Raw genomic sequence first — 25,620 nt, forward strand, 5'->3', positions numbered from 1 at the left:
ATTGTCAAATTATTTCTGTTTTAATATTTCATCAATGACTTCTCTTTCATCAAAATGTATAACCTTATCTTTCAATATTTGATAATCCTCATGTCCTTTGCCTGCTATCAAAATTATATCATTAGTTTTTCTGTTTTTTATAGATTTTTTTATCGCATCAAATCGACTTATTACAACTTCATAATTCGACTTATTAACACCTGCAACAATATCATTTATTATGGATTCAGGATCTTCACTTCTCGGATTATCAGAAGTTATATAAACATAATCACTAAGCTCTGATGCAATTTTCCCAATTTGTGGTCGTTTCTCTTTATCTCTGTCTCCACCACATCCAACTACACAAATAATTCTTCCTTTGGAAATATTTCTTAAGGTAGAAAGACAATTTTTAAGACCATCTGGCGTATGTGCATAATCCAAATAAATGTCACAATCTAATCCATATTTTTTAGAAACATTTTCGAGTCTTCCGACTACAAAAATATTTTTTAAACTTTCATTAATCACATTTACCGAAATTCCCTCATTAAGTGCTATAGCAATGCAAGGTATAGCATTATATACATTAAACTTTCCTACAAGGTTGTAATCAAATTCATATCTATTACCAAATTTATCACAGACAGTAAACTTTGTTGAGTTATCATTAAACACAATATCCTTCGCAACAAAATCATTCATATTTTCATCAAGACCATATGTAATAACATTCGAAGAAATCATATCAATTATTTTTCTTCCATATTCATCGTCTTTGTTTATAATAATTCTCTCACTATTTTCAAATAATTTAAATTTAGCATTAAAATATTCTGAAAAATTCTTATGAAAATCTAAGTGATCTTGAGTTAAATTCGTAAAAATTCCATAATCAAATTTAATCCCATAAACCCTATCCAATTCCAAAGCATGTGAAGATACCTCTATAAAACAATACTCAACACCTTCTTTATCCATTTCATTCAACAAAGAGTTTAACTGTAAAGCTCCTGGTGTTGTACCTTCAGACTTTATTTTCTTATCATTGATAAAGTTACTTATAGTACCTATAACTCCCGTTTTAAAACCAGCATTCCTAAAAATCTCTCTAAGAATAAATGTCGTTGTAGTTTTACCATTTGTCCCTGTAACACCAATAATCTTAAATTTTTCATGTGGTCTTCCATAAAAATTTATGGACGCTACTGATAAAGCTTTTCGTGTATCCTCAACACAAATCAAAGTAACACTACCTACAAAATCAAACCTGCTTCCATAATTACTATCAACAACAATAGCTTTAACTCCCTTTGATAAAGCTAAATCAATAAAATTATGACCGTCAAAATTATATCCTCTTATACAAAAAAACAAATCTCCATCCAAAATATCATTTGTATTATCCGTTATTTTATTAATATCTACATCATCACTTCCAGAAATAATTTCATAATCAAATGACTTAAACAATTCTGATACTCTCATATTCCCTCCAGTATTATAATTAAAGAAGGATAAAAATCCTTCTTTAATTATTTTTTATTAATGAATATCTTTAACACTAAAGATTAATTCTACTACATCGCCCTTTTCTATTATTTTTCCTGCTTCAATGCTCTGACTGACAAGAAGTCCTTCACCACTTATATTATACTTAAGACCAATACTCTCAAGTATCTCAATGGCCCCCTGCTTGCTATAACCGTACAGATCGGGCATCAAAACCTGTTTATCTATCTGCGAAGAATCACCTCTATATATAACTATCTTAGTTCCTTCTTTAACTGAATAACCTGGTTTTGGTGTAATATCTACAATCTTATCACCCTCGCCAACAGTTTCATAATCTAAATTTAATTCTTTTAATAATTGTTGTCCATCTTTAACACCAAATTCTCTAATCTCAGGAACTATTACATCTTTAAGTAAGCTTTTTCTAACCTCTTCATCTGTAGACTTAACGTCTATAGCTAAATAATTAAATATATCTGAGAATAATTGTCTAGCAACAGGCGTTGTAATTACACCAGCATAATACTCGCCAGCTGAAGGCTCATCAATTGAAATAAATATACTAACCTTTGGATCACTTGCTGGTGCAAAACCAACGAATGATGAAATATATTTCCCTGCTCCATAAGTTCCTGTTTCAGTATCAACCTTTTGGGCTGTACCAGTCTTACCAGCTATTTCATAGCCTTCAATAAAAGCTCTTGAACCAGAACCCTCAGATACAACTGACTCAAGTATATCTCTCATGAGAGCTGAACTTTCTTCACTTACAACACGTTTCTCCCCATAATCATCAAATTTTTCATCAACAATATAATTAAATTCATCATCATAATGAGAAACTTCTTTCATAAAATGCGGTCTAACCCAAACTCCATCATTCGCAACGGCATTAACAGCTGCTAAAAATTGAATAGGAGTAGTTGTATTTGTTTGACCGAATGAAATTGTTGCAAGATCAACAGTTGATATATTTTCAACCTTCTTTATAATTCCTTTAGCTTCTCCAGATAAATCTAGTCCTGTCTTCTGACCAAATCCAAATTTTTCTATATATTTACTTAACTTCTCTGCTCCAAGTCTTTCCCCAATCTCCATAGTTCCAACATTACATGAATTTTGAAGAACTCCTTTAAAATCTAAAGTTCCATGACCTGTTCTCTTCCAGCAGTGTATAATCCTTCCTCCAACTTCCTTGTGTCCATTACAAACAAAAGTATCTGATTCAGATACAAGTCCTTCTTCAATGGCCGCAATAGCAGTAATAATTTTAAATATAGATCCAGGTTCATATATGTCATTAACCGCTTTATTCCTCCAAAGTTTTTGAAGTTCATCATAAGTAGCAACTTCATCTCTTACGGTATTAGGATTAAAATCTGGCTTATTAACCATTGCTAAAATTTCACCATTTTCAGGATTCATAACAATAACCGAAACTGCCTTTGCTTTATTATCATCAAGTGCTTGCTTTGCAACTTTTTCAGCAAAGAACTGTATCTTTTCATCAATTGTCAAAACAACATTTTTACCATCAATAGGTTCTATGTACTCACTTATTGAATATGGAAGATCTCTTGATTTTGCATCAAGCTCAACTATTCTAAAACCATCTACACCTGTAAGTTGTTCATCATACATAAGCTCAATTCCTGTAAGACCTCTTCCATCAATGTCTGTTGACCCAAGCACATGAGCTAAATAAGCATTATTTGGATAATACCTCTTTGTATCAGGAGAAATAATTATACCAGATATATTAAGTTCTTGAACTTTATCTACCTTTTGCTTTTCAACTCTTCTTATCAAATAAGCTGATCCTGCTGGATTGCCTTTACTATCCTTAGTATTTAAAACTTTCAATACTTTCTGTTCATCCATCTCCAAAGCTTCAGATATTTTAGGAGCAATGTCTTCATATGTCAAAGAATTATTCTCTAAATATTCACGTATCGTCTTCAAATCTAAATCAACACGATAAACATTAGCACTAACAGCTAATTCTTTTAAATTTCTATCTAAAATCGATCCCCTTCTCGCTTGAATTTTAACAGAACTAGTCCATTGATCTTCTGCTATAGCGTAATACTCATCTCCCTTTATAATCATAACCCTAAAAAGATTAGCTAAAATGACTAATATCAAAAAATAAAATATAAACATAGTCACTATAGCTCTTTTCTTCATCAAAAATCTATCGGTAAACTTATGTTTCATGATTCACCTCTTTAAATAATAAAGAATCTAGATATATAATCTCCTCTATTCCTTTCCCATTATTTTATCATATATCCTAATAATAAACGGTCTATTGGGCTCTTCCTTTACTTCAACATCAAAATTATCTTTACTTAAATCAACAAATACAGAGTCACCAAGCTTAGCTGGAGTCATTCCTAAAAATTCTGCATATTCCATAACTTTATCAAACCCTTTTAGATTCAAAATCTCAAGTTGTAAACTTTCAAGTTCCTCTGTCAATCTACTAATTTGGGATTTCAAAACATTAACTTCCCTTTGCTTTTTATAGACCTTAGAACTGCTACTAATAAGAAATGCACTACAAATAATAAAAAATATAAACGTACAAAAAAAACTGCGTCTAACATAAATGTTAAAGGAACGTTTTTTTATAGACATCACCTCTTCTTCTTGGCCATTAAAAATTTTTTTATTTTCTTCCATGTTTACTCACCTTTTAAGAATTTTATTACTTAATTAATAAATTAATTTTTCTGCAACTCTTAATTTAGCCGAAGCTGATCGTGAATTTTTAGAAAGCTCTGTTCCTGATGGCAAAACAGGTTTCTTATTTATGATTGATATTTCTTTTTTCTTTTCACATCTACAAACAGGAAAATCTTTTGGACAAACACATTCAGTCGCTAGATAATTAAAAGTATTTTTAACTATTCTATCTTCTAATGAATGAAAAGTTATAATTGAAATGCGTCCACCTACATTTAAATGATTAATAGCATCAATTATCGCTTTCTCCAATATTTCAAGTTCTCCATTAACTTCTATTCTCAATGCTTGAAAAACTTTTTTAGATAAATGTCCTCTCTTTTTTATCTCAAATTTTGGTATGACATCATCTATTAACTTAACTAAATCATGTGTTGTTGATATTTTATTTAGTTTTCGTGATTCAACAATTTTATTTGCTATTCTTCTATGATACTTTTCTTCACCATAAACCTTAAATATGTAACTAAGTTTTTCTTCATCATATCCATTTATGATATCATAAGCTGAAAAACTTTGGGATGTATCCATTCTCATATCAAGCTTACCATTTCTTATGTAACTGAATCCTCTATCATCAGTGTCAATTTGATATGAAGAAACACCCAGATCCATTAAGATACCATCGACTTTTTCTATTCCAATCATTTTGAGTATTAAATCAATATTTTTAAAATTATCTTGTACGAAACTTATATTATCATATCCCGAAAATTTTTGTCTGCAATAATCAATCGAATATTGATCTTGATCTATTCCTATTAGTCTTCCTGTATTATTTAAACCATCCAAAATTTTTGATGAATGTCCTCCTCCTCCAAGGGTACAATCAACATATATTCCTTCTTGTTTTATATTAAGTGAATCTATACTTTCATCTAACATTACAGAAAAGTGATTAAATTGCAAAATTTTTCCCCATTTCTATTTAACTAATTTAAGTATATATTTTACTTAATTATATAAAAACCTTTTATAATCTTCAAAGTTTTTAATTAATAAAATGAAAGCTGAGCCTTTTATAGACTCAGCCAATCCTAAACTACTCTAGAATACATCATATTAAATTCATTAAACATATTTTTAAACTCAAATACGATATCATCAAGAGTAACTTTATTTAATTCATTGAAATAATCAAAAATATTTAAATTGTTATTGATCAATTTAATCATCAATTGTGAAATATAGTCAATATTATTAAACAAGTTGATATAATTTCCATACATGGCTTTCTTAACTCGCTCAAAAACATGCTTATCTTTTGAAAAATCATAGTTATTGTAATGACTAAATAAAATCTCAGGAAGTTTTTTAAATGAATCACCATCACCACCGAATAAATAATATCCATAATCATTTTCATTAATATAATCAGTGTAATAACTTCCATTTATTATTCCATCTTTATAAATCTTTTCATAAAAGTTTGATGTCGCTCTAAAAAACATCCTATGTATCATTTCAAAAACTATAAGTTTTCTTATGTAATTTGTAGATCTAGTTACATCCTTAAATCCTATTAAGTTTGTTGGTACACTCATTTTCATATCTTGTTCTATATAATGAGTATTAATCTTATCAAGTGCATCAAAATTTTCTCTAATTACATTTCCACTAAATTTATTTACAACAAATCTCTCTAGCATAGTTTTACACTCTTCAGCTTTAACATTACCAACCAAAACCAGAAACATATTATTATTTGAGTAAAAGGTATTATAACAATCTTCCAGATGGCTTTTTTCAATAAATTTAATTGTGTTTACATCTCCACCAATATCAAATCTAACAGGATGATAGTTATACATTACAGAAAGTAAATTTCTATGAACTCTGTTATATGGATCATCATCATACATTCTAAGCTCTTGTTCAATAATTGGTTTCTCTTTCTCCACTCTTTCATTTGTCAAATTAAGATTATAAATCATATCACAAAGGTATTCGAGTGATTTTTCAAAATTATTAATTGTACTAAAATAATAATTAGTTATATTGTTTGAGGTATAGGCATTAACATCCGCACCAATCTCTGAAAATTTCTTAAAAACTTCATCATCACCTACACCGTCAAACATTTTATGTTCCAAAAAGTGGGCAATACCTAGTGGATATTTCTTAAATCTATCTTCACTGTCAAGTTTAAAAGAAATATCATTCGATCCATATTTTATGACAAATGAAGCTGACGCAGTAGAAAATTGATTTTTCTCCATAACATAAACTTTAAGTCCATTGACTTCAAAACTTTTAACAGACTCACCTAAAAGATCATTTTTTAAAATATTCATCTATTCCACCTCCTTCATAGGCCTAATAGAAAATATAGCAGATTTGACTATTGTCTTAGAAACCTCAATTATTCTCTCTCTAGTAACTTGATTTATATTATTCAAAAACTCATCAACGTCTATGTATCTATCAAAAATATACAATGGTGAAACAAACGAATGCATTGTTGAAACCCTATCATGTATGGATATCAAAAGACGTCTTATACTCATTTTAGCATTTTCTATTTCCAAATCTGTGATATCTCCATTTTTCATGCTATCAATTTCTTTTAAAATAGTCTGCTTAGTATGCTCTAAATTTTTATCATCAACTCCGCACTCAATAGACACTAAGCCTTTGAACTTTTCATAATAAGAATTTATATAATATACAAGACTTTGTTTTTGACGAACTTCTCTATAAAGTTTTGAGTAACCGCCACCCAAAATACAATTAAACACAAAAAATGCATAATAATCTCCATTAAAAATAGTTACATCAGTTTTAAAATTTATAACTAGTTTAGTCTGAGTAACTTCATGATTTTCAAATTCTTCAACAAAAGGAGTACTTATAAACTTATTATTATTTGTTGAAAAACTTTTTTTAATATTATCGCCGAATCTTTCACTAAGCATCTCTTTTATCTTTTCTTCATCAAAGTCGCCCATAACAATAAAATAATATGGAAGAGTTTTTAAATTTTCATAATACTCATAAAGATTAAATTCATCAATCTTATCTAACCTTTCAATATTTCCATAAGAATAATTTGAATAAGGTTCATTTTTAGTCGCTAACTGTTCACATTTTATGTACGCATAATAACCTTTCGAGTCAACAAGACTCAAGATATTTGAACGAAGACTTTCCTTTTCAATTTTAAGAAAATCTTTTTTAAAACAATTTCCATCATTTAAAGTGTTATAAAAAATCTCATATAGAAAGTCTATAACTTCTTTCCACAACGAAATATTTTCTATGATATATTTATCTTTCAAGAAACTTATGTAAATTGTAAATATAACGACTTCACCATGCTTATTAAGATAACAATCAAATTGAGCTCCGTACATCTCTTGAAGTTTGCTATAAAGTTTTTTAAATGAATCATATTTCTTTGATCCTACCTTAATCATTTCTGTCACCAAATTTAAATCTGTAACTTTCTCATCTAAATCCATTGGAATATTCAATGTAATGCTATTAGATTTAAACTTATCATTTTTAATAAATTTTATATTCATACAAAAATGAAAACCTCACTTAATATTATTTTTGTTTGACATCCTAAAAATAATCAACTATAATCAATACATATTGCATGTGAGAGTAGATGAGTTCTGGTGGACTTGCGAGTCTTCAAAACTATGTTGTCGTGCTAATACCACGATAGGTGGGTTCGATTCCTACATACTCTCGCCACATTAATTCCAAAAATTAAAGCATATCTTACGATATGCTTTTTTTATTGCAAAAATATAACATATAAATTTGGATAAATCAATAACCTATTCAATGATAGTTTATAAATACTTAATCTAATGGTATATGCAAAGCTTCAAACACAAGTTTATCTGAATCAACACCATTTCTAAACTTAAAAATCCGTGTGAAGTCTTTTGTTTCAAGATTGATTTTAATTTTGTCTACTGAAGCGGTTAAACACGAACGATCAACTGTAAGTAAATGTTTTTCAAGCGTTGCAGGAGATCCATTACTAGGATATTTCAATTTATAAAGGGCTACTTTTTCTCCACCTTCAACGATTTCTTTATGAGTTAAAACTTTTACACCATCTGTATTAGGAACTATTTTACACAATTTTTTAATACCATCTTTTGACGTTGTATATATAGCCAAACCATCACCTGTATCAAGTTGTACATCATTATTTCCTCGAATAGTCCTTAAATTTTCAAACCCATAACCACCGCCGTTACTTTTCATTCTGTAGATTTCATCCCCTGGTTTTATATCCAATCTCCTACTTGCTGGCAAATGATGATTTCCTGCTGGTAATCTAAGTTTTACTAAGCTTGAGCCATCTTTATTCATTTTTACAAATCCACACTCCTTCTTAGTACCAAGTTGGGTAAGAACTCTCATAAAATTTCCTTGTGCATAAACAGAAAATTTTGGTAAAACACAAACACAAGATATCAATCCTAATGTTGCAGATACAAAAACACCTAATTTCTTTTTATTCATACATACTTATCCTCAGTATTTAAAAATATATTCATTCAGAAAATAATAATGAAGTCGAATAAAATTGATGTATTATATATACTCGTCCTAATAAGAAAATCAATTTAATCTTAATTAATACTTCTACTATTTTCCGTAATATCTTGAGGATTATCACTTGACCTTGTAAAAATTAATTTAAGCATACAACTAACGAGTCCAAATCTCCCTATGGTAGCTCTAAAGTATTAACCACACAAAATACAAGGAAAATATGTAAAGCAAGACAACACAAGCACATAAGCACTTAAATCTAAAAATTATTAACAAATATATATTCTCTATACTATCTTGAGAAAATCTACATATTTAATAATAATTTTTTATCTATAACTAGTTCTAGATTGTCCAGTAGGATTTGTAAGATTAGTCGATGAAATTGATACAGTAACTGATCTGTGAGTACCATCATTCTCATTAACTGTAATAGATTCCCTAGTAAGTATTGAAGGTGAACCATCACCTGAATTTTTAACCCTAATTTCCTTAATCCTACCATTACCATCAACAAATTTTTGAGTCAGGACTGTTACACTATCATTTCCTGGTTTTACAAAAATATCTTTACTTACTCCTGAACCTGATTTAGTTACTATATGAAGTCCTTCTTCTGAACCTAAAAAAACTTCTGAATTACCATCAAAAATACTAAGTTTTGTAGACCTACCACCATTACCAGTTTTATAAATCTTATCACCATCTCTCAAGCTCAATCTATGAGTTGATGGAGAAGATCCACCACCTGATTTTTGTAATTTTACAATTGTAGAACCTAGACCACCTTTCCTAATAAATCCTTCCCCAGTCAAAGCTAGCCTAGTCATAAGAGCTGTAACTCCAACCTTTCCTGGAGCAGCCGAAGCTTCAATTTTTGATAAAACACAAATTGAAGATGTCAATCCTAAAGTAGAAAGCACAGACTTCGCTAAATATTTTTTATTCATTAATTAATTATCACCTCTTAAATTTCTCAAACCTTCTTTTGTTAGTATCTCCGATGTAGATGTACCCAAAATCCTCTTGAGTCCCATTCTAACTTTTCCATTTCTGATCTCGGAGTGTTAAAAGTTAGCTTATATTCAACCCATTTACAACTACCACCACTTCTACCAGTTTCACTTGTAACTTTTAAACCAGTAGTATCATGTGCTTGCATTGTATATTTCTTTTCTATAAAAACTAATCCTGAAGATTTTGTCCTAGCCACAATCAACTTTTCACAATTTCTTAATCCAACAAACTCAAATAAATTTGTTATAGGTATATCTTCGGGTTTACCATCAACATCTACCCTAGTCAATACATCTCATAATTCCAAAGTAAATCCTATCGTTCTAAGCATACAACTATCCTTAGTTCTGGTATGTATCTTAGTAAATCCATAAACTCTTCCAAAGAATGAACCTGTACCACTAATTGCTTGTTCCACAAGCCCTCTAACACCCGTAGTTAGTTGCTTCGTTGCTACATCTCCAGAACTTGCTCCTTGTCCAAGCATAGCTGAAGCTTTAACTCCAGGAATGATAGCAAATACAGATGCTAAACCTAATATAGCAGCCATACCTCCACTTAAAAGTTTTTTATTCTTAAATAAGGTTAATAGAGGTTTATATCCCCCCCTCCTCTATTCTTGGAGATGTTTGCAATCATACCTTTGTTTGAAAATCTGTTCAAAGATTTTTTCACAACAACACTTTCTTTCCCTAAAAATAATTTATTTGATACTACAAAATTATAACAAATAAGTTAACAATGTCAAATAAAATTTAAAATTATTAATAATATATTTATTTTATTTTAATAAAAAATCACATAATATATTCAATTTTATTAATTATTTGATATAATCTATTGAATGAAATTTTATATTTTGAGGATAAAAGTAATATGAAAAAACATTATTTAAAAAATTATATAGTCGCATTTGGAGTAGCATCTTCTTTTTGTTTTTTCCCAAGTACTACAGCTAAAGCTGGACCATCAAAAAATCCAAGTGCTCTTAGTCTTTTATATGAATTTTTTATAAACCCAGATAAATCATTCGTTCGTCGAACAAATGATGGAAAAACTTTAGTTAAATTTTTATATTCAGATAATCCAACTACCACGACATCTAGACTGACTATACCACAAAGCTCTGTTATTTTTACACAAAATGATAATGGTGAAAATATTAAATTAGTAGAGGGTGGTAAAACAAAGCAGACTGTAAGTTTACAAACTAATCAAAGTATATATGTAAAAACAACAACTAAAAATGGAGGTAGAAAAATCATAACTGTAAAGCCTACCTCTACATCTTTAACAATTACCAGCGAAAAAATAAATAATAGAAATGAATATGAAACAAAAGTTACAAAACTTAGCTATCCGTCCGATCGAAATCCAAACGGAAGTTTCGAACAAGATATACATAAAAATAGTCGAACAGATCCATCATTACAAACTAGATATTACACTCGTGCTGATGGTTTGGATCCATCACTTTATAAAATATTTACTGAAAATAAAAATAGTAGTGGTATTACTTCTAGATACGAAACCAAAGATTTAACTTTCGAAATACACGTAAATTCTAATGGTACTGCTCTGCAAAATGTTAAATTTAGCAGCGGAAATACCGAAACCACTTATACTACTGCTGATGGCATTACTGTCGTGACATCTAATAGTGGAGATAAATTTACTAAAAATATATTTAATAAGCATGGTGATCTAACTTCAAAATTTGTTTCAACTCCTTCAGGATACGAAGAAACAACCTTCAATATTGATGGTAGCATTAAATTATCATATAAAGTGACCAATCATTAAACAAAATCTAAAAAACAAAAAAGCAAGTACAAACCGTACCTGCTTTTTTGTTTTTATAAATTAATCCTAATTATTTTCTTCAAATTGACTGTTATACAAATCAGCATAAACACCATTTTGAGCCATAAGATCATCATGATTACCATGCTCAATTATATTTCCTTGTTTCATTACAAGTATCATATCAGCATCTTTTATAGTCGAAAGTCTATGAGCAATAACAAAGCTCGTTCTATTCTTCATAAGATTCTTCATTGCCTTTTGAATTAAAACTTCCGTTCTTGTATCTACATTACTTGTAGCCTCATCAAGAATAAGAATCTTCGGATCAGCAACAATCGCTCTAGCAATAGTTAAAAGTTGCTTTTGTCCTTGTGATATATTTGAAGCATCTTCATTTAATATAGTATCATATCCGTGTTCAAATAACCTTATAAACTCATCTGTATGAGCTGCTTTGGAAGCTTCTATTATTTGATCATCTGAAACATTCTCAGAGCTATAAGATAAATTTTGTTTTATCGTACCATTAAACAACCAAGTATCTTGAAGAACCATCGCAAAATTACTTCTCAAATAATCTCTTGTCATATCATTAATATCAACGCCATCAATCTTTATACTTCCACCGTTTATATCATAGAATCTCATCAAAAGATTTATAAGAGTCGTCTTCCCTGCTCCTGTATGACCCACAATAGCTACTTTTTGACCAGGTTTAACCTCAAAACTAATATCAGTCATAAGAGGTTTCTCAGGATTATATCCAAATTTTACATGTTCAAAAGTAACTCTCCCATGTACTTCTGTTATTCTAGCATCTTTTGTAGATTCTGGAGTAAGTTCCTCTTCATCTAAAAATTCAAACACTCTCTCAGCAGCTGCCAATGTTGATTGAAATAAACTAGCAATACTTGCAATCTGGTTTATTGGCATTCCAAATTGTCTTGAATATTGAATAAATGCTTGAATATCACCTATCCCGATTTTACCTATTATACTAAAGTACCCTCCAAGTAAAGCTATAATAATATAGTTTATGTTATTAACAAACATCATTACAGGCATGATGACACCTGATATAAATTGAGCCTTCCAACCGCTTTCATATAAATTATTATTAATCTCATCAAACCTTTTAATATTATTAGGTTCACGTCCAAAAGCTTTTACAACATTATGTCCTGAATACATTTCTTCAATATATCCATTAAGCTCTCCTATAGTCTTTTGCTGTTTCTTAAAATATTTTTGTGATCTATTAACTAACGGCTTTATAATATTAGTACCAATAAATAAAACTGCAACAGTAATGATTGTCATAATAGGACTTATAGTTATCATAACAGCTATAACTCCAACTATAGTTATAATCGCAGAAATAAATTGAGTTAAGTTTTCTTGCAATGTTGTAGCAATCAATTCTATATCATTAGTTAATCGACTCAAAATTTCCCCATGAGTCTTAGTATCATAATAATTTAAGGGTATCCTAGAAATTTTCAAGTCTACATCACGTCTTAAATCATACATGGTACTTTGTCCAAAACCAGCCATTATATAGTTCTGTAAATAAGTAAACAAACAACCCAATAAATAAAGAACAATAAGTAGTAAAATTATCTTTCCAATAAATCCAAAATCAATTCCACCGATTCCATTTACTATTCTAACGGAGCCATCAAACAATTCATTAATTGCTAATCCCATAATCTTTGGACCCACAATATTAAATGCTTGACCTAAAATAGCGAAAACAATAATCGATACTAAAATCCATATCCTAGGTTTAAAATATCCAAATAGTCTCTTGGCTGTCCCCTTAGATGGTTTGGTTCCTTTTAACTCTGAGAAATGTCCTACATCTTGTTTCTTCATGACAATTCCTCCTCTGATAACTGAGATTTTGCAATTTCTCTATATACTTCACAATTATTAAGTAATTCTCTATGCGTTCCTATTCCAACAATTCTACCATTATCCATAACAATAATTTTATCTGAATGCATTACAGATGTTACCCTCTGACCTACAATTAAAACAATAGCATTCTTTATGTTTTCTTTAAGAGCAGCCCTCAACTTAGAATCTGTTTTAAAATCAAGTGCAGAGAAACTATCATCAAACATATAAATTTTTGAATCCTTAACTAAAGCTCTTGATATCGATAATCTTTGCTTTTGTCCTCCCGAAAAATTCGTTCCACCTTGCGAAACATATGAGTCAATTCCATCTTCAAGACCGCTTACAAATTCATAAGCCTGAGCAATTTTTAACGCTCTTTCCATTCTCTCATCAGTCGCAGATTCATCACCATATTTCAAGTTAGATCTAATAGTACCTGAGAATAACACAGCCTTCTGAGGAACATATCCTATACTATCTCTTAAATCCTTTTGAGTAATATCTTTAATATCAACACCATTCAAAAGTATTCTACCCTTAGTTACATCATAAAACCTCGTGATAAGATTCAAAATACTTGATTTACCTGAACCTGTTCCACCAATAATTGCAATCGTATCACCAGATTTGCATTCAAAATTTATATTTTCCAGATCATACTCTCCAGTATTATTGTAGGAAAAACTTACATTATCAAATTTTAAAGTAACTTCATTTGAATCAATTAATTTTTTAACATTCTCTATATCATTTATAGAAAAATCTGTTTCTAAAACTTCATTTATACGTTTTGCAGATGATATAGCTTTAGGTATCATACCAAAAAGCATGAAAAACATCATAAGAGAAATCATTATTTGATTTGAATACTGTATAAATGCAATCAAATCTCCAACCATAAGAGTACTATCAGCAACTCTATGACTTCCAAACCAAACAACAGCTAAAGAATTAAAATAAAATATAAGAAACATTATAGGAATTAACTTTGCGAAAATACGATATGCCTTACTAACCGAAAAAGTTAAATCTTTATTCGCATCATCAAATCTCTTTTCTTCATATTTTTGTTTATTAAAAGCTCTAATAACTCTTATACCAGTTAAATTTTCCCTAGAAATCAAATTAACCTTGTCAAGTTTTTTTTGTATTTTAGAAAATATTTTAATTGCTCTACTTCCTATTAAAAATACAACTATAAGAAGTATAGGGATTGATATTAAGAGTATTGTAGCTAACTTAATATCTTTATACATAGATACTATTAAACCACCTATAGCCATCATAGGACCTAATATCATCATTCTAAGTATTAATAATGTTACATTTTGAACTTGAGTTATATCATTAGTTGTTCTAGTTATAAGTGATGCAACTCCAAATTTATCAATTTCTTTTGAAGAAAATCCCTGAACTTTAATAAATACTCTCCTTCTTATCTCTTGTCCAAATTTGACAGAAACTACAGATGATAACAAAATTGAAAATAAAGAAACTATAATTGCAACAATGACAACTCCAAGCATTTTCAAGCCTTGAATACTTATGATTTTCATATCACTATTCAATATTCCTTCATCTACAACTTTTGACATTATCGTAGGCAATAACAATTCCATCATTGATTGTACAAAAATTAAGAAAAATATAAGTAAAATCAAAAACTTATACTTCTTAAGATATTTAAACAAAGAAAACATTTTGTTCCTCCTTCTTTTTATAATTTTATCGCAATTAAATTATTTTATCAGTTTTAAAATTAAAATTAGTTTCAAATAGGTTAAATTTATTAAATTAAGTTGAGTTATTAAATAAAAATTTATACAAAATTATAAAAAATATTTATCAAAAAATAAACATTCTATAAACTATATCGATTATAAAAATAAAAACACTGTTATAAACCCTAAATAATAAAACGAAATATCATTTATTTTATGTGAATTTCAAAATTTAATTTTGACACAATATTATTTAATTCCACCATTTTCATTTTGTTGCAATTTTAAATTCACGTAAAATATTTGAGATTTTGTTTTAAAATGAATCTGTGTCAATCAAAAAATTATAAGACTAAAATATAAATTTCACGTATTTTTAATGCTAGTTTGTTTAAAATATGTTAAAATTAAAACATAGTAAATGAAAATTATTAGTGAGATTTCTAAAGTTTTGGAGGTAATTTAATGATTGAGGTAATTATAAATGATAAAAAAATATCAGTTGAGAAAGGGAAAACTATACTACAAATTGCCAAAGATAATAACATAGAAATTAAAACACTATGTTTTATGGAAAATTGTTTAAATGTAAATCGTTGCGGAACATGTATGGTTGAAATTGAAGGGACTGGCGAAATCGTTCATGCTTGTTCGACTTTAGCTGAAGATGGAATGTTAATAAGAACAAATAGTGAAAGAGCAAATGAAAAAGTAAAAGAAAATATCTCAAAAATTCTTGATTCCTATAATTTTACTTGTGGTAAATGTAAACGCCGTGGAACTTGCGAACTTTTACCTATGGTTGTAAAAACTAAAGCTCGAGCATCTAAGCCATTCATTGTTAAAAATCATGAAGAATACATAGATAGTAGGAGTAAATCAATAGTTTTAGATAGATCAAAATGTATAAAATGTGGAAGATGCGTTGCTGTTTGCAAAGAACGTGTTGGAACTGAATCAATAATTTTTCATGATATAAATGGAGAAATTGTTGTTGGACCACAACATTTAGATTGTTTCGATGATACAAATTGTATACTCTGTGGTCAGTGTGTAAATGTTTGCCCTGTTGATGCATTATCTGAAAAATCACATATTGAAAGAGTTAAAGAAGCACTCGAAAATCCAGATATTCATGTAATTGTTGCTATGGCTCCGTCTGTTAGAACTGCTTTAGGTGAACTGTTTAAAATGGATTATGGAGTTGATGTTACAAACAAAATTTACACTGCATTAAGAAAAATTGGATTTGATAAAATATTTGATCTAAACTTTGGTGCTGACTTAACTATAATGGAAGAAGCAACAGAACTTGTAAACAAAATTAAAAATAATGATACAAATTTCCCAATGTTTACTTCATGTTGTCCTGGCTGGGTAAGACTTGCTGAAAATTATTTTCCAGAACTTTTAGACAATTTTTCTACAGCAAAATCACCTCAACAAATTTTTGGTGCTGCAAGTAAATCATACTATCCAGCTATAGAAAATCTTGATCCAAAAAAAGTATTTACTGTAACCATAATGCCTTGTACAGCTAAAAAATTTGAAGCTGATAGACCTGAAATGGTTAATAATGGAATAAGAAACATTGATGCTGTTATAACTACTCGTGAATTTGGAAGAATGCTAAAAGAATTAAAAATAGACTTTTCATCTCTTGAGGATGGAGAATTAGATGAGGCTATGGGACTTTATACTGGAGCTGGAGCAATCTTTGGAGTTACTGGTGGAGTTATGGAAGCTGCCCTAAGAAGTGCAAAAGATATGCTTGAAAATAAAGATCTTGACAAAATTGAATATAAAGATGTTCGTGGTTTCGAAGGAATCAAAGAAGCAACTGTTGAAATTAATAATAAAGAATACACCGTAGCCGTTGTTAATGGTGCATCTAACTTTTTCAAAATGATGAAAGACAATTTACTCGAGAAAAAACAATATCACTTCATTGAAGTTATGGCATGTTATGGTGGATGCATTAATGGTGGAGGTCAACCTTACGTTACTCCTGAAATGAGAAGTAAGATCGATTATAAAAAATTGCGTGGAAATGTTCTATATAATCAAGATAAAAATTTAAAATATAGAAAATCTCATCACAATCCTGCCTTACTAAAAATGTATGATACTTATATGGGGAAACCTGGAAAAGGATTGGCACACGAAATATTACACCAAAAATACAAAAAGAAAGAGAACAATTAATTGTTCTCTTTCTTTTTAAATATTTCTATCGATCTTTCAAGTATTCCAGTCAAATAAGCTAATACAACCCCATAATTTGTAATACTAATTTCCTTCTCTTGACAAAAATTAATGCGATTAATAACACTTTTCCTATTTATCATACAAGCACCACAATGTATAACCAAATCATATTCGTCAATATTTTCAGGAAAATCATTGCCAACATAAAAATCATATTTAAGTTCATATCCAACACGCTTATTTAATAATCTTGGAATTTTAACTCTTCCAATATCTTCATGTGAAATATTGTGACTACAACTCTCTGCAATCAATATTTTTGAATCTTTATTCAATTTTTCAATCCTCTTAACACCTTTAACAAAACTCTCTAAATTTCCCTTATGCCTTGCAAACAAAATAGAAAAACTAGTTAAAGGTATATTCTTTGGTACAATCTCCGAAACTTTTTTAAAAGCTTGTGAATCTGTTATAACAAGATCAATATCCTTCAGATCCTTTATACCTTCTTCAAGTTCTGTATCCCTCAAAACATAGCTCTTTATACCATGATCTAAACAATCACGAATACATTGAACTTGTGGCAAAATTATTCTCCCCTTTGGTGCCTCTGAATCTATTGGTACGACCATAACGACCTTACTATTATAAGGAAGGATATCTCCAATTATAGGGATATCATGCTCACTTTCAGTAAAGATTTTAATTATTCTATTCTTTAAATCGTCAATACCTTCTCCGCTCTCCGTTGAAACAAATATAGGACTTTCAAAATTATTATTTAATTCTTCACGATCCAAATTATCTAACAAATCAACCTTATTTATAACAACTATATGAGGTATATTAAATTTCTTAAAATTAACCCTCATTTTCTCATATGAATGTTTATCTAAATCGTTACAATCAAACACATATATAGAAAGATCAACTCTCTTTAACGTATCATATGTCTTATTAAATCTTAACACTCCAAGTTCTGTATTATCGTTACTTCCTGCTGTATCAATAAACAAAACAGGTCCTATCGGTATAAGTTCCATTGGTTTTAAAACTGGATCTGTAGTAGTTCCTCCAATCGGTGAAACAATAGAAACATTTTGTTCCATAATCTTATTAATTAAAGAAGATTTCCCAGCATTCGTCTTTCCATAAATTCCAATATGCTTTCTATTGGAATTTGGAGTGCTAAACATATAAATCCCTTTCTCCATTCCTTAATCTTTCTATTCTTTTCTCAATCATCTCACGGACATGTTTCTTTTCAAAATCATCTTTAATATTATCAATAAGTTTATCTACCTTATTCCTAATCTCATCATCACCATAATCAAGTGCATATTCTACCAAGCTCATCAATGCATTGGGCTCACAAACATTCTGTATTTGTCCAGTTTTAGCAAGACTCATAAATCTTTCCCCAGTTCTACCTTTTCTATAACAAGCAGTACAATAACTTGGAATATATCCATCATTAACAAGACCTTTTAATACTTCAAGAGGACTTCTATCATCACATGTCTCAAATTGATTAACACTTTTCCTATCTTCTTTTTCTTTATATCCTCCAACTCCTGTCACAGACCCTGCACTAATCTGAGAAACCCCATATCTTAAAAGTTCTCTTCTCATCTCTTGATTTTCTCGAGTAGACAAGATTATCCCAGTAAAAGGAACAGCTATTCTTATAATTGCTACAATCTTTTTAAAAGTTTCATCATCTAAAACATTTGGAAAATCCTCTAAATTCATACCTTCTGCCTTCTTAAGACGTGGGACAGAAATTGTATGGAATCCTACATTGAACTTTTCTTCCAAATGCTCATTATGCAACATAAGTGCCAAAACCTCAAATTTAGGATCAGCTAAACCAAATAAAACACCTGCTCCAACATCATCAATTCCAGCCTCCATAGCCCTATCAAATGAAGTTAAATGATAATTATAGTCTCCTTTTATTGATTTAGGATGCATCTTTTCATAAGTTGGCTTATGATAAGTTTCTTGAAACAATATATAAGTACCTATATTAGCATTCTTCAATTTTCTATAATTTTCAACAGTGGTTGCTGCAATATTTACATTAATACGTCTAATTTCTCCATTATCATTTTGAGTTTTATAAATCGTATCAATACATTCCAGAATATAATCAATTGGAACATTCACAGGATCTTCTCCAACTTCAAGTGCAAGTCTTTTATGACCCATGCTTTCCAAAATCTTAACCTCATTTTTAATTTCTTCTTGAGTTAATTTCCTTCTTTCAAATTTATTATCTCTTCTATAACCACAATATAAGCAATTATTGACACAATGATTGCTAACATACAAAGGAGCAAACATAACTATTCTCTTTCCATAAATAGATTCTTTTATCTCTCCCGCAATTTTATAAATACTATCTAATTGATCTTTATCTTCAAGCTGAAGCAATATCGCAACATCTTTATGATTAAGACCTTCCTTATTTTTAGCCTTATTAATTACAACTTGTACATCCTCTTTCGATACAAGTCTACTCTCATCCAAAATTTTTTCAATATAATCATGATCAATAAACATAAATACCTCCCTTATAAATTAAAATCCAAGTATACTATTTATAGAAACTTGCTGTTCATCATATTGCTTAACATCAGGATTATCCTGACTCCACTTAACATTATCACCTCGAGTCACAGCGATTTCAAAACCTGCATTATTCATCCTTCTCTCTATACATTTTCTACACTCTGCGGCCTCGTCACCAGTACAAATTTTACCATCATAAAGAGCATATTTTTCTCTAACATTAGTAGGAGACAAATTTGGCATAACAACATTACCCCCTGCCTTTATACCTTTTTCCCTTCCCATCTTATCAATACTCCCAAGAGCTGTTGTTGCAGGTAATAAAACATTAGGCAAAAGAAGTCTAACAAGTGCAAGCATAATAACAGTATCTTCCAAAGTTCCAGCAGTATACCCACCAAGAGATGTTTCCTTCTGAGGTATAAAAGGACCAATACCACACATATGGGGTTCAATTTCCTTAACGAATCTCAAATCTTTAACCAAATCTTTCTTCGTTTGCCTAGGTAATCCAACCATAAATCCAGCACCAAATTGATACCCTATCTCCTTGAGATTATAAAGACATTTTATCCTATCTCCAAAAACCTCCCCTGGATGAAGCCACTCATACAATTCTTTTGAAGCCGTTTCATGCCTTAACAAGTATCTATCTGCTCCAGCATCAAACATCTTCTTATAAGAATCATAACTTCTCTCACCTAAAGATAAAGTTATAGCGTTATTAGGAAACATTTTCTTAATTCCTTTTATGATTTCAATCATCCTGTCATCAGTAAAATAAGGATCTTCACCTCCCTGCAACACATAAGTCTTATAACCAAGCCTATCTCCAATAATTGCACATTCCATTATCTGATCATAAGTAAGTCTATACCTATCTGCCTTTTTATTTTTTCCCTGTATACCACAATACTCACAATTTTTCTTACAATAATTAGTAAACTCAATAAGACCTCTCATAAAAACTTTATTTCCATAAGTTCTCATTCTAGTTTCATGTGACTTCTCTATTAAGTATTCCTTACTATCTTCGTCAATATTTTCTAAGATATATAAAAGTTTATCGTCTGACAAATCATTGAATTTGAACAATTCATCAATATATTCTTTTATCACAACAACTCTCCTTAAAATAAAATATTATAAATTCAATTATACATAATATAAAGTATCGCTTGAATAAAAATAAAGGTTATCATAAGATAACCCCAAAAAATTTAAATTAAACATTAAACCTAAAATTTATGATGTCCCCATCTCTAACTACATATTCTTTCCCTTCTAAACGATAATATCCCTTTTCTTTAGCAGCAACCTCACTCTTACACTCAATCATTTTATCATAAGATATAACTTCTGCACGTATAAACCCACGTTCAATATCTGAGTGAATTTTACCTGCTGCTTGAGGTGCCTTAGTTCCTTCAGTTATAGTCCAAGCTCTTACTTCCTGAACTCCAGCAGTTAAATAACTTATAAGACCAAGCAAACTATAACTCTTAACAATTAATTGATCCAACCCCGATTCTTTAATATCATACTCTTCCATCATTTGAGATCTATCATCTTCATCAAGCGAAGACAACTCCTCCTCAAATTTCGCACAAAGAGTAATTGCTTCAGATTTTTCATTCAAAGCAAATTCCTTGACTTTCTTAACCATATCATTTTCTATCTTATTAATAAATTCATCTTCAGATATATTACAAGCATAAAGAGTCTTCTTGCTGGTTATCAAAAAATACTTCTTAACCCTTTCCTCTTCCTCTTTGGTCAAATCCATACTTCTAACCATTTTACCTTGTTCTAAGTGAACCTTAACTCTTTCCAAAATATCAAGCTCTATTTTGGAATCTTTATCTCCAGATCTTGCTAACTTTATGATCTTATCTATTCTTCTCTGAACGATTTCCAAATCAGACAAAATTAACTCCAAATTTATAATTTCTATATCATCTAATGGATCAACTTGACCATTAACATGAACGATATTGCTATCTTCAAAACATCTTACAACATGAACTATTGCCTCAACTTCACGAATATGGGATAAAAATTTATTTCCAAGTCCCTCTCCTTGACTAGCTCCCTTAACTAATCCAGCAATATCATAAAATTCAATTGAAGCGTAAACCTTTTTCTTAGTATTATATATCTTTTCTAATTCATCCAACCTATTATCAGGCACTGTAACAATACCTACATTAGGCTCTATAGTACAAAATGGATAATTAGCAGATTCTGCTCCTGCCTTAGTGATAGCATTAAACAAAGTGCTTTTACCAACGTTTGGTAAACCAACAATACCTAATTTCATAAAAAACTACCTTTCTACATTAATTTTTAACATATATTTACACTTATTTATCAAATTAAATAAAGACATACTAAAACAATAAAATTTAAATTTATTAAATGGAGGATTTAAAATGAAAAAAAATATTATCACTTCATTTCTAATATTAACCAGTTTAATATCAACAAATTTCATTCATATAAAAACCAAAACATCATATAGTATCACAGCTAACTGTTCAAATTTAAACCTAAGTACTCAGGAACTAGACTGGTACATAGTCCCAAATAAAGAACATATATCTCCTGAACCAAATAAAAACGCTATACCTATATTAAATAATTTCTCAGGCTACTATTTAGGAGACACTGAAAAGAAAATACTCTATCTAACATTCGATGAGGGATATGAAAATGGCTATACATCTAAAATACTTGATATATTAAAAAATCAAAATGTACCAGCTGCATTTTTTGTTGTAAAACCTTATGTTAAAACAAATAAAGATCTAATATTAAGAATGATGAATGAAGGTCACTTAGTATGTAATCACTCCTCCTCACATCCCTCAATGGCAAAAGTAACAGACCCTGAAAAATTTAAAAAAGAATTTACAGATGTAGAAGAAGAATACAAAAAAATAACAAATACTGATATGCCTAAATATTTTCGGCCACCTATGGGCAAATTTAGTGAATATTCTATGAAACTTACAAATGATCTTGGATATAAAAGTATATTTTGGAGTTTAGCTTACAAAGATTTTGATGTTAAAAACCAACCATCAAAAGAAATGGCTAAAGATAAAATTTTAAGTAGAATACACAACGGATCTATAATCCTATTACATGCAGTATCAAAAACTAATACTGAAATATTGGAAGAAATAATACTTGAATTAAAATCTCAAGGATACGAATTTAGACCTCTAACAGATTTCTAATTCAAGATTCATCTTTAACATATCCCATAATTAACCAAAATGCAATTCCAATTAAGCTTGGCGTATACAATAATACAGACTCAAACATACCTATGAATAAAAAACTCAATACAGCAGAATATAAAACTATATAATTAAATTTATCAATATTTTTTTTAAGTATCGTATACACCTTAACAAGATAGACAGATATAAATGAAACAAAGAGAATCAACGCTATAATACCATAAGATAGCAAAATATCAAGAAAAGTATTATGAGTTCCACCTTCTCTGACCCCAGACAAAAATCTTATAGTACTGTTAGCTAAAATATTTATCGAATCCGTCTTAGAATATCCGAACAAAATATTATCTTTGACTATAGATAATACTTGCTCCCAAATTTCATACCTTCCATTTAATAACCTGATCAGTAAATCATTATTAATCAATAGATAAACAGAAAACAAACAACACACTATAAAAAACAATATAACTATCCACTTATTTTTAAACGTTATAGCTGTAAAAACAAAACAAAATACCAAAAACGCAATAACAGCACTACGTGCACTAACTAAAAATAGCATTATAATCGACAATATAATATTAATTATAGCTATCTTCTTAAACAGAATATCTTTGTAATAATTCAAAAAAATAAATGAAAATACAATTCCTATAAAACAAATTATCCCCAAAATATTTTCATTATCATAAATACCTGTAAAAGAACCATCAAAATGGAATCCATAAACCTTATTTAAAACAAACCTAACCCTAAATATGTAAAAAATTATACTAAATATGTGAGATATAAAACAAATACCCAATATAACTGAAGAAAGTATTTTTAATTTTATATCCTTATTTTTGATAAGTACATTAAAAAATATAAAAAATTGAAACATTCCTAATAAAATAAACTTTATTTCATTAACATATTCACTCATACTATATGAATTTAAATACATCGTAACGACTGTAGATAATAAGAACAAAATAAAAATACAATTATAAAAACTAAATTCAAACTTGTTTTTATATATATCATAAACAAACATCAAAATAAATACCGCATAAAATAAATAATTTAACCCACTTATAAGATAAGATAATTCACCAATTATACTGATATAGGAAAAATTAAATATCAAATATGCCAATGTAATATAAAATTTAATCATATCAAAATCTAATTTAAGTCTGTTCCCTACTGGCTGTAAAATTTTTGATTCTAACCACTTAAACACGTTACATACACGTCCTTTAATTTATCTATGATAATGCTTTTCTCAAAATTATTTAAGAAATAACTGCGTATAGTTGTATATTTATACTTATTAATATTAAGAATCATTTCTACTATAGCCTTAGATAAATTATCCTTGCTATTTGTATCTACCAATATACCCACATCATCTATAATAATATCCTCAGCCCCTCCATTTTTTACTCCTATAACCGGTTTGCCACAAGCTAAAGCTTCTATATATACCACACCAAAGGTTTCATAAGAAGATGCCAAAATAAATGCATCACACTTATTCATATAAAATACAACTTCATCCCTATTAAGAATTCCCAAAAATTTAACATAATTGCATAGTTTTTTATCAATAATCTTTTTCTCTAACTCATTTCTTAAATATCCATCTCCACCTATTTCCAATACGAAATCATATCCCTTACCGATCAGATATTCACAAGAATCTATTAAATTTTCAAAACCTTTACCCTTAACTAAAAACCCTAATGTAAAAAAGGTAAATTTAAAATTAGACCTTATTCCTGTAACAATATTAAACTTGTTGCCATCAATAAAATTATGTATAACACTTATATCATTACCCACAAACTCTTTCAATTCCCTCTTCAAAGAATTACTAACGCTTATCAATTTGTCAGCATTGTTATATGCATCATAAATATATTTCAAATAACTTCTTTTAATCTTATTGGAATAATTTATACCTGTATGTTCAGTCAAAACATATGGTATATTAAATTTTTTCTTAATATATGGTCCACATATACCTGCCCAAAAACAAGAATGAAAATGAAGTATATCTATTTTCCCTTTATCTTCGATAACTCTATCTATTAATTTTTCGATCCTCTTGGCAAATATATTAAACCTCATACTACTATGTAATAAATAATTAAAATCTTTATATCTATATGTATCTAATCCATCTTCGACATTAAACGATATTTTTCTACTAAATATTGACTTAAATTCATTATAGCAATATATTGGTAAAATTTCATTGTAACAGACAGTAATATTTTCTCCAAATTCTTTAAGAGCTAATGCCTGTTCTTTAAAAAAACTGCCCAAAACTGCATTTTTCCTATTTGAATACCATGATGGTATAACTACAATATGCATTGATAAACCTC

Annotated in this window: 21 protein-coding genes and 1 tRNA gene; 4 read left to right on the forward strand and 18 right to left on the reverse strand. The window is 29.1% G+C overall.

Features of this window, described 5'->3' with window-relative positions:
* Positions 1-9: 9 nt before the first annotated feature.
* The 6 genes from SFBMNL_RS04745 to yfmF all read right to left on the reverse strand — a co-directional run bounded on the left by SFBMNL_RS04745 (position 10) and on the right by yfmF (position 7,769).
* Positions 10-1,470, reverse strand: coding sequence for a UDP-N-acetylmuramoyl-L-alanyl-D-glutamate--2,6-diaminopimelate ligase (locus SFBMNL_RS04745; RefSeq protein ID WP_042294693.1), 1,461 nt, complete (start codon positions 1,468-1,470; stop codon positions 10-12).
* A 57-nt stretch (positions 1,471-1,527) separates the two neighbouring features.
* Positions 1,528-3,714 (reverse strand): stage V sporulation protein D, encoded by a 2,187-nt coding sequence (locus tag SFBMNL_RS04750; RefSeq protein WP_042294694.1) that lies wholly within the window; start codon positions 3,712-3,714, stop codon positions 1,528-1,530.
* 45 nt (positions 3,715-3,759) lie between these two features.
* On the reverse strand, positions 3,760-4,182 hold the full coding sequence (locus SFBMNL_RS04755; RefSeq protein WP_007442421.1) for a hypothetical protein: 423 nt from the start codon (positions 4,180-4,182) through the stop codon (positions 3,760-3,762).
* A gap of 33 nt (positions 4,183-4,215) precedes the next feature.
* Positions 4,216-5,154: a 16S rRNA (cytosine(1402)-N(4))-methyltransferase RsmH gene (gene rsmH / locus SFBMNL_RS04760; protein WP_042294695.1), complete on the reverse strand. Its 939-nt coding sequence runs from the start codon at positions 5,152-5,154 to the stop codon at positions 4,216-4,218.
* A gap of 128 nt (positions 5,155-5,282) precedes the next feature.
* Entirely contained in the window at positions 5,283-6,539 is a 1,257-nt protein-coding gene (gene yfmH, locus SFBMNL_RS04765) for an EF-P 5-aminopentanol modification-associated protein YfmH (protein WP_042294696.1), read from the reverse strand.
* A complete protein-coding gene (gene yfmF, locus SFBMNL_RS04770; RefSeq protein ID WP_042294697.1) occupies positions 6,540-7,769 on the reverse strand; it encodes an EF-P 5-aminopentanol modification-associated protein YfmF in 1,230 nt (409 codons plus the stop codon).
* 81 nt (positions 7,770-7,850) lie between these two features.
* Here yfmF and SFBMNL_RS08290 point away from each other — a divergent pair.
* A tRNA-Sec gene (locus SFBMNL_RS08290) sits at positions 7,851-7,947 on the forward strand.
* Between the two features lie 111 nt (positions 7,948-8,058).
* Here SFBMNL_RS08290 and SFBMNL_RS04775 read toward each other — a convergent pair.
* From SFBMNL_RS04775 to SFBMNL_RS04790, 4 genes are all read right to left on the reverse strand, one after another.
* Positions 8,059-8,733, reverse strand: a complete 675-nt coding sequence (locus SFBMNL_RS04775) for a hypothetical protein (RefSeq protein WP_042294698.1) — start codon at positions 8,731-8,733, stop codon at positions 8,059-8,061.
* 362 nt (positions 8,734-9,095) lie between these two features.
* Complete coding sequence (locus tag SFBMNL_RS04780; RefSeq protein ID WP_042294699.1) at positions 9,096-9,716, reverse strand: hypothetical protein; 621 nt, start codon at positions 9,714-9,716, stop codon at positions 9,096-9,098.
* Between the two features lie 41 nt (positions 9,717-9,757).
* Positions 9,758-10,072 (reverse strand): hypothetical protein, encoded by a 315-nt coding sequence (locus SFBMNL_RS04785; protein WP_242838737.1) that lies wholly within the window; start codon positions 10,070-10,072, stop codon positions 9,758-9,760.
* 6 nt (positions 10,073-10,078) lie between these two features.
* Complete coding sequence (locus SFBMNL_RS04790; RefSeq protein WP_242838738.1) at positions 10,079-10,333, reverse strand: hypothetical protein; 255 nt, start codon at positions 10,331-10,333, stop codon at positions 10,079-10,081.
* Between the two features lie 326 nt (positions 10,334-10,659).
* Between SFBMNL_RS04790 and SFBMNL_RS08480 the strand changes: the two genes are divergently transcribed.
* Entirely contained in the window at positions 10,660-11,586 is a 927-nt protein-coding gene (locus SFBMNL_RS08480) for a hypothetical protein (protein ID WP_242838739.1), read from the forward strand.
* 66 nt (positions 11,587-11,652) lie between these two features.
* Here SFBMNL_RS08480 and SFBMNL_RS04800 read toward each other — a convergent pair whose 3' ends face one another.
* Positions 11,653-13,464, reverse strand: coding sequence for an ABC transporter ATP-binding protein (locus SFBMNL_RS04800; RefSeq protein WP_042294700.1), 1,812 nt, complete (start codon positions 13,462-13,464; stop codon positions 11,653-11,655).
* Positions 13,461-15,191, reverse strand: coding sequence for an ABC transporter ATP-binding protein (locus SFBMNL_RS04805; RefSeq protein WP_014017974.1), 1,731 nt, complete (start codon positions 15,189-15,191; stop codon positions 13,461-13,463). The genes SFBMNL_RS04800 and SFBMNL_RS04805 overlap by 4 nt, the downstream gene beginning before the upstream one ends.
* Before the next feature lie 486 nt (positions 15,192-15,677).
* On the opposite strand from SFBMNL_RS04805, the gene SFBMNL_RS04810 reads away from it, so the two are divergent.
* Entirely contained in the window at positions 15,678-17,417 is a 1,740-nt protein-coding gene (locus tag SFBMNL_RS04810) for a ferredoxin hydrogenase (protein ID WP_042294701.1), read from the forward strand.
* On the opposite strand, the gene hydF is transcribed toward SFBMNL_RS04810, so the two are convergent.
* The 4 genes from hydF to ychF all read right to left on the reverse strand — a co-directional run bounded on the left by hydF (position 17,414) and on the right by ychF (position 22,314).
* Positions 17,414-18,616 carry a [FeFe] hydrogenase H-cluster maturation GTPase HydF gene (gene hydF, locus SFBMNL_RS04815; RefSeq protein ID WP_007441086.1) on the reverse strand — a complete coding sequence of 401 codons (1,203 nt, stop codon included), beginning with the start codon at positions 18,614-18,616 and terminating at the stop codon, positions 17,414-17,416. The genes SFBMNL_RS04810 and hydF overlap by 4 nt on opposite strands.
* Positions 18,609-19,985, reverse strand: a complete 1,377-nt coding sequence (gene hydG / locus SFBMNL_RS04820) for a [FeFe] hydrogenase H-cluster radical SAM maturase HydG (RefSeq protein ID WP_042294702.1) — start codon at positions 19,983-19,985, stop codon at positions 18,609-18,611. The genes hydF and hydG overlap by 8 nt, the downstream gene beginning before the upstream one ends.
* A gap of 18 nt (positions 19,986-20,003) precedes the next feature.
* Complete coding sequence (hydE, locus tag SFBMNL_RS04825) at positions 20,004-21,113, reverse strand: [FeFe] hydrogenase H-cluster radical SAM maturase HydE (RefSeq protein WP_042294703.1); 1,110 nt, start codon at positions 21,111-21,113, stop codon at positions 20,004-20,006.
* Positions 21,114-21,219: 106 nt separating this feature from the next.
* On the reverse strand, positions 21,220-22,314 hold the full coding sequence (ychF, locus tag SFBMNL_RS04830; RefSeq protein WP_042294704.1) for a redox-regulated ATPase YchF: 1,095 nt from the start codon (positions 22,312-22,314) through the stop codon (positions 21,220-21,222).
* A gap of 112 nt (positions 22,315-22,426) precedes the next feature.
* On the opposite strand from ychF, the gene pdaA reads away from it, so the two are divergent.
* Positions 22,427-23,236, forward strand: coding sequence for a delta-lactam-biosynthetic de-N-acetylase (pdaA, locus tag SFBMNL_RS04835; RefSeq protein ID WP_042294705.1), 810 nt, complete (start codon positions 22,427-22,429; stop codon positions 23,234-23,236).
* A gap of 1 nt (position 23,237) precedes the next feature.
* Here pdaA and SFBMNL_RS04840 read toward each other — a convergent pair whose 3' ends face one another.
* Together SFBMNL_RS04840 and SFBMNL_RS04845 are read right to left on the reverse strand one after the other, a co-directional pair.
* Positions 23,238-24,470 carry an O-antigen ligase family protein gene (locus tag SFBMNL_RS04840; RefSeq protein WP_005805994.1) on the reverse strand — a complete coding sequence of 411 codons (1,233 nt, stop codon included), beginning with the start codon at positions 24,468-24,470 and terminating at the stop codon, positions 23,238-23,240.
* A complete protein-coding gene (locus SFBMNL_RS04845; protein ID WP_005805992.1) occupies positions 24,455-25,609 on the reverse strand; it encodes a glycosyltransferase in 1,155 nt (384 codons plus the stop codon). Before SFBMNL_RS04845 ends, SFBMNL_RS04840 begins: the two co-directional genes overlap by 16 nt.
* Positions 25,610-25,620: the final 11 nt, after the last annotated feature.

The sequence above is a fragment of the Candidatus Arthromitus sp. SFB-mouse-NL genome (genome assembly GCF_000709435.1).
Lineage (GTDB): Bacteria > Bacillota > Clostridia > Clostridiales > Clostridiaceae > Dwaynesavagella.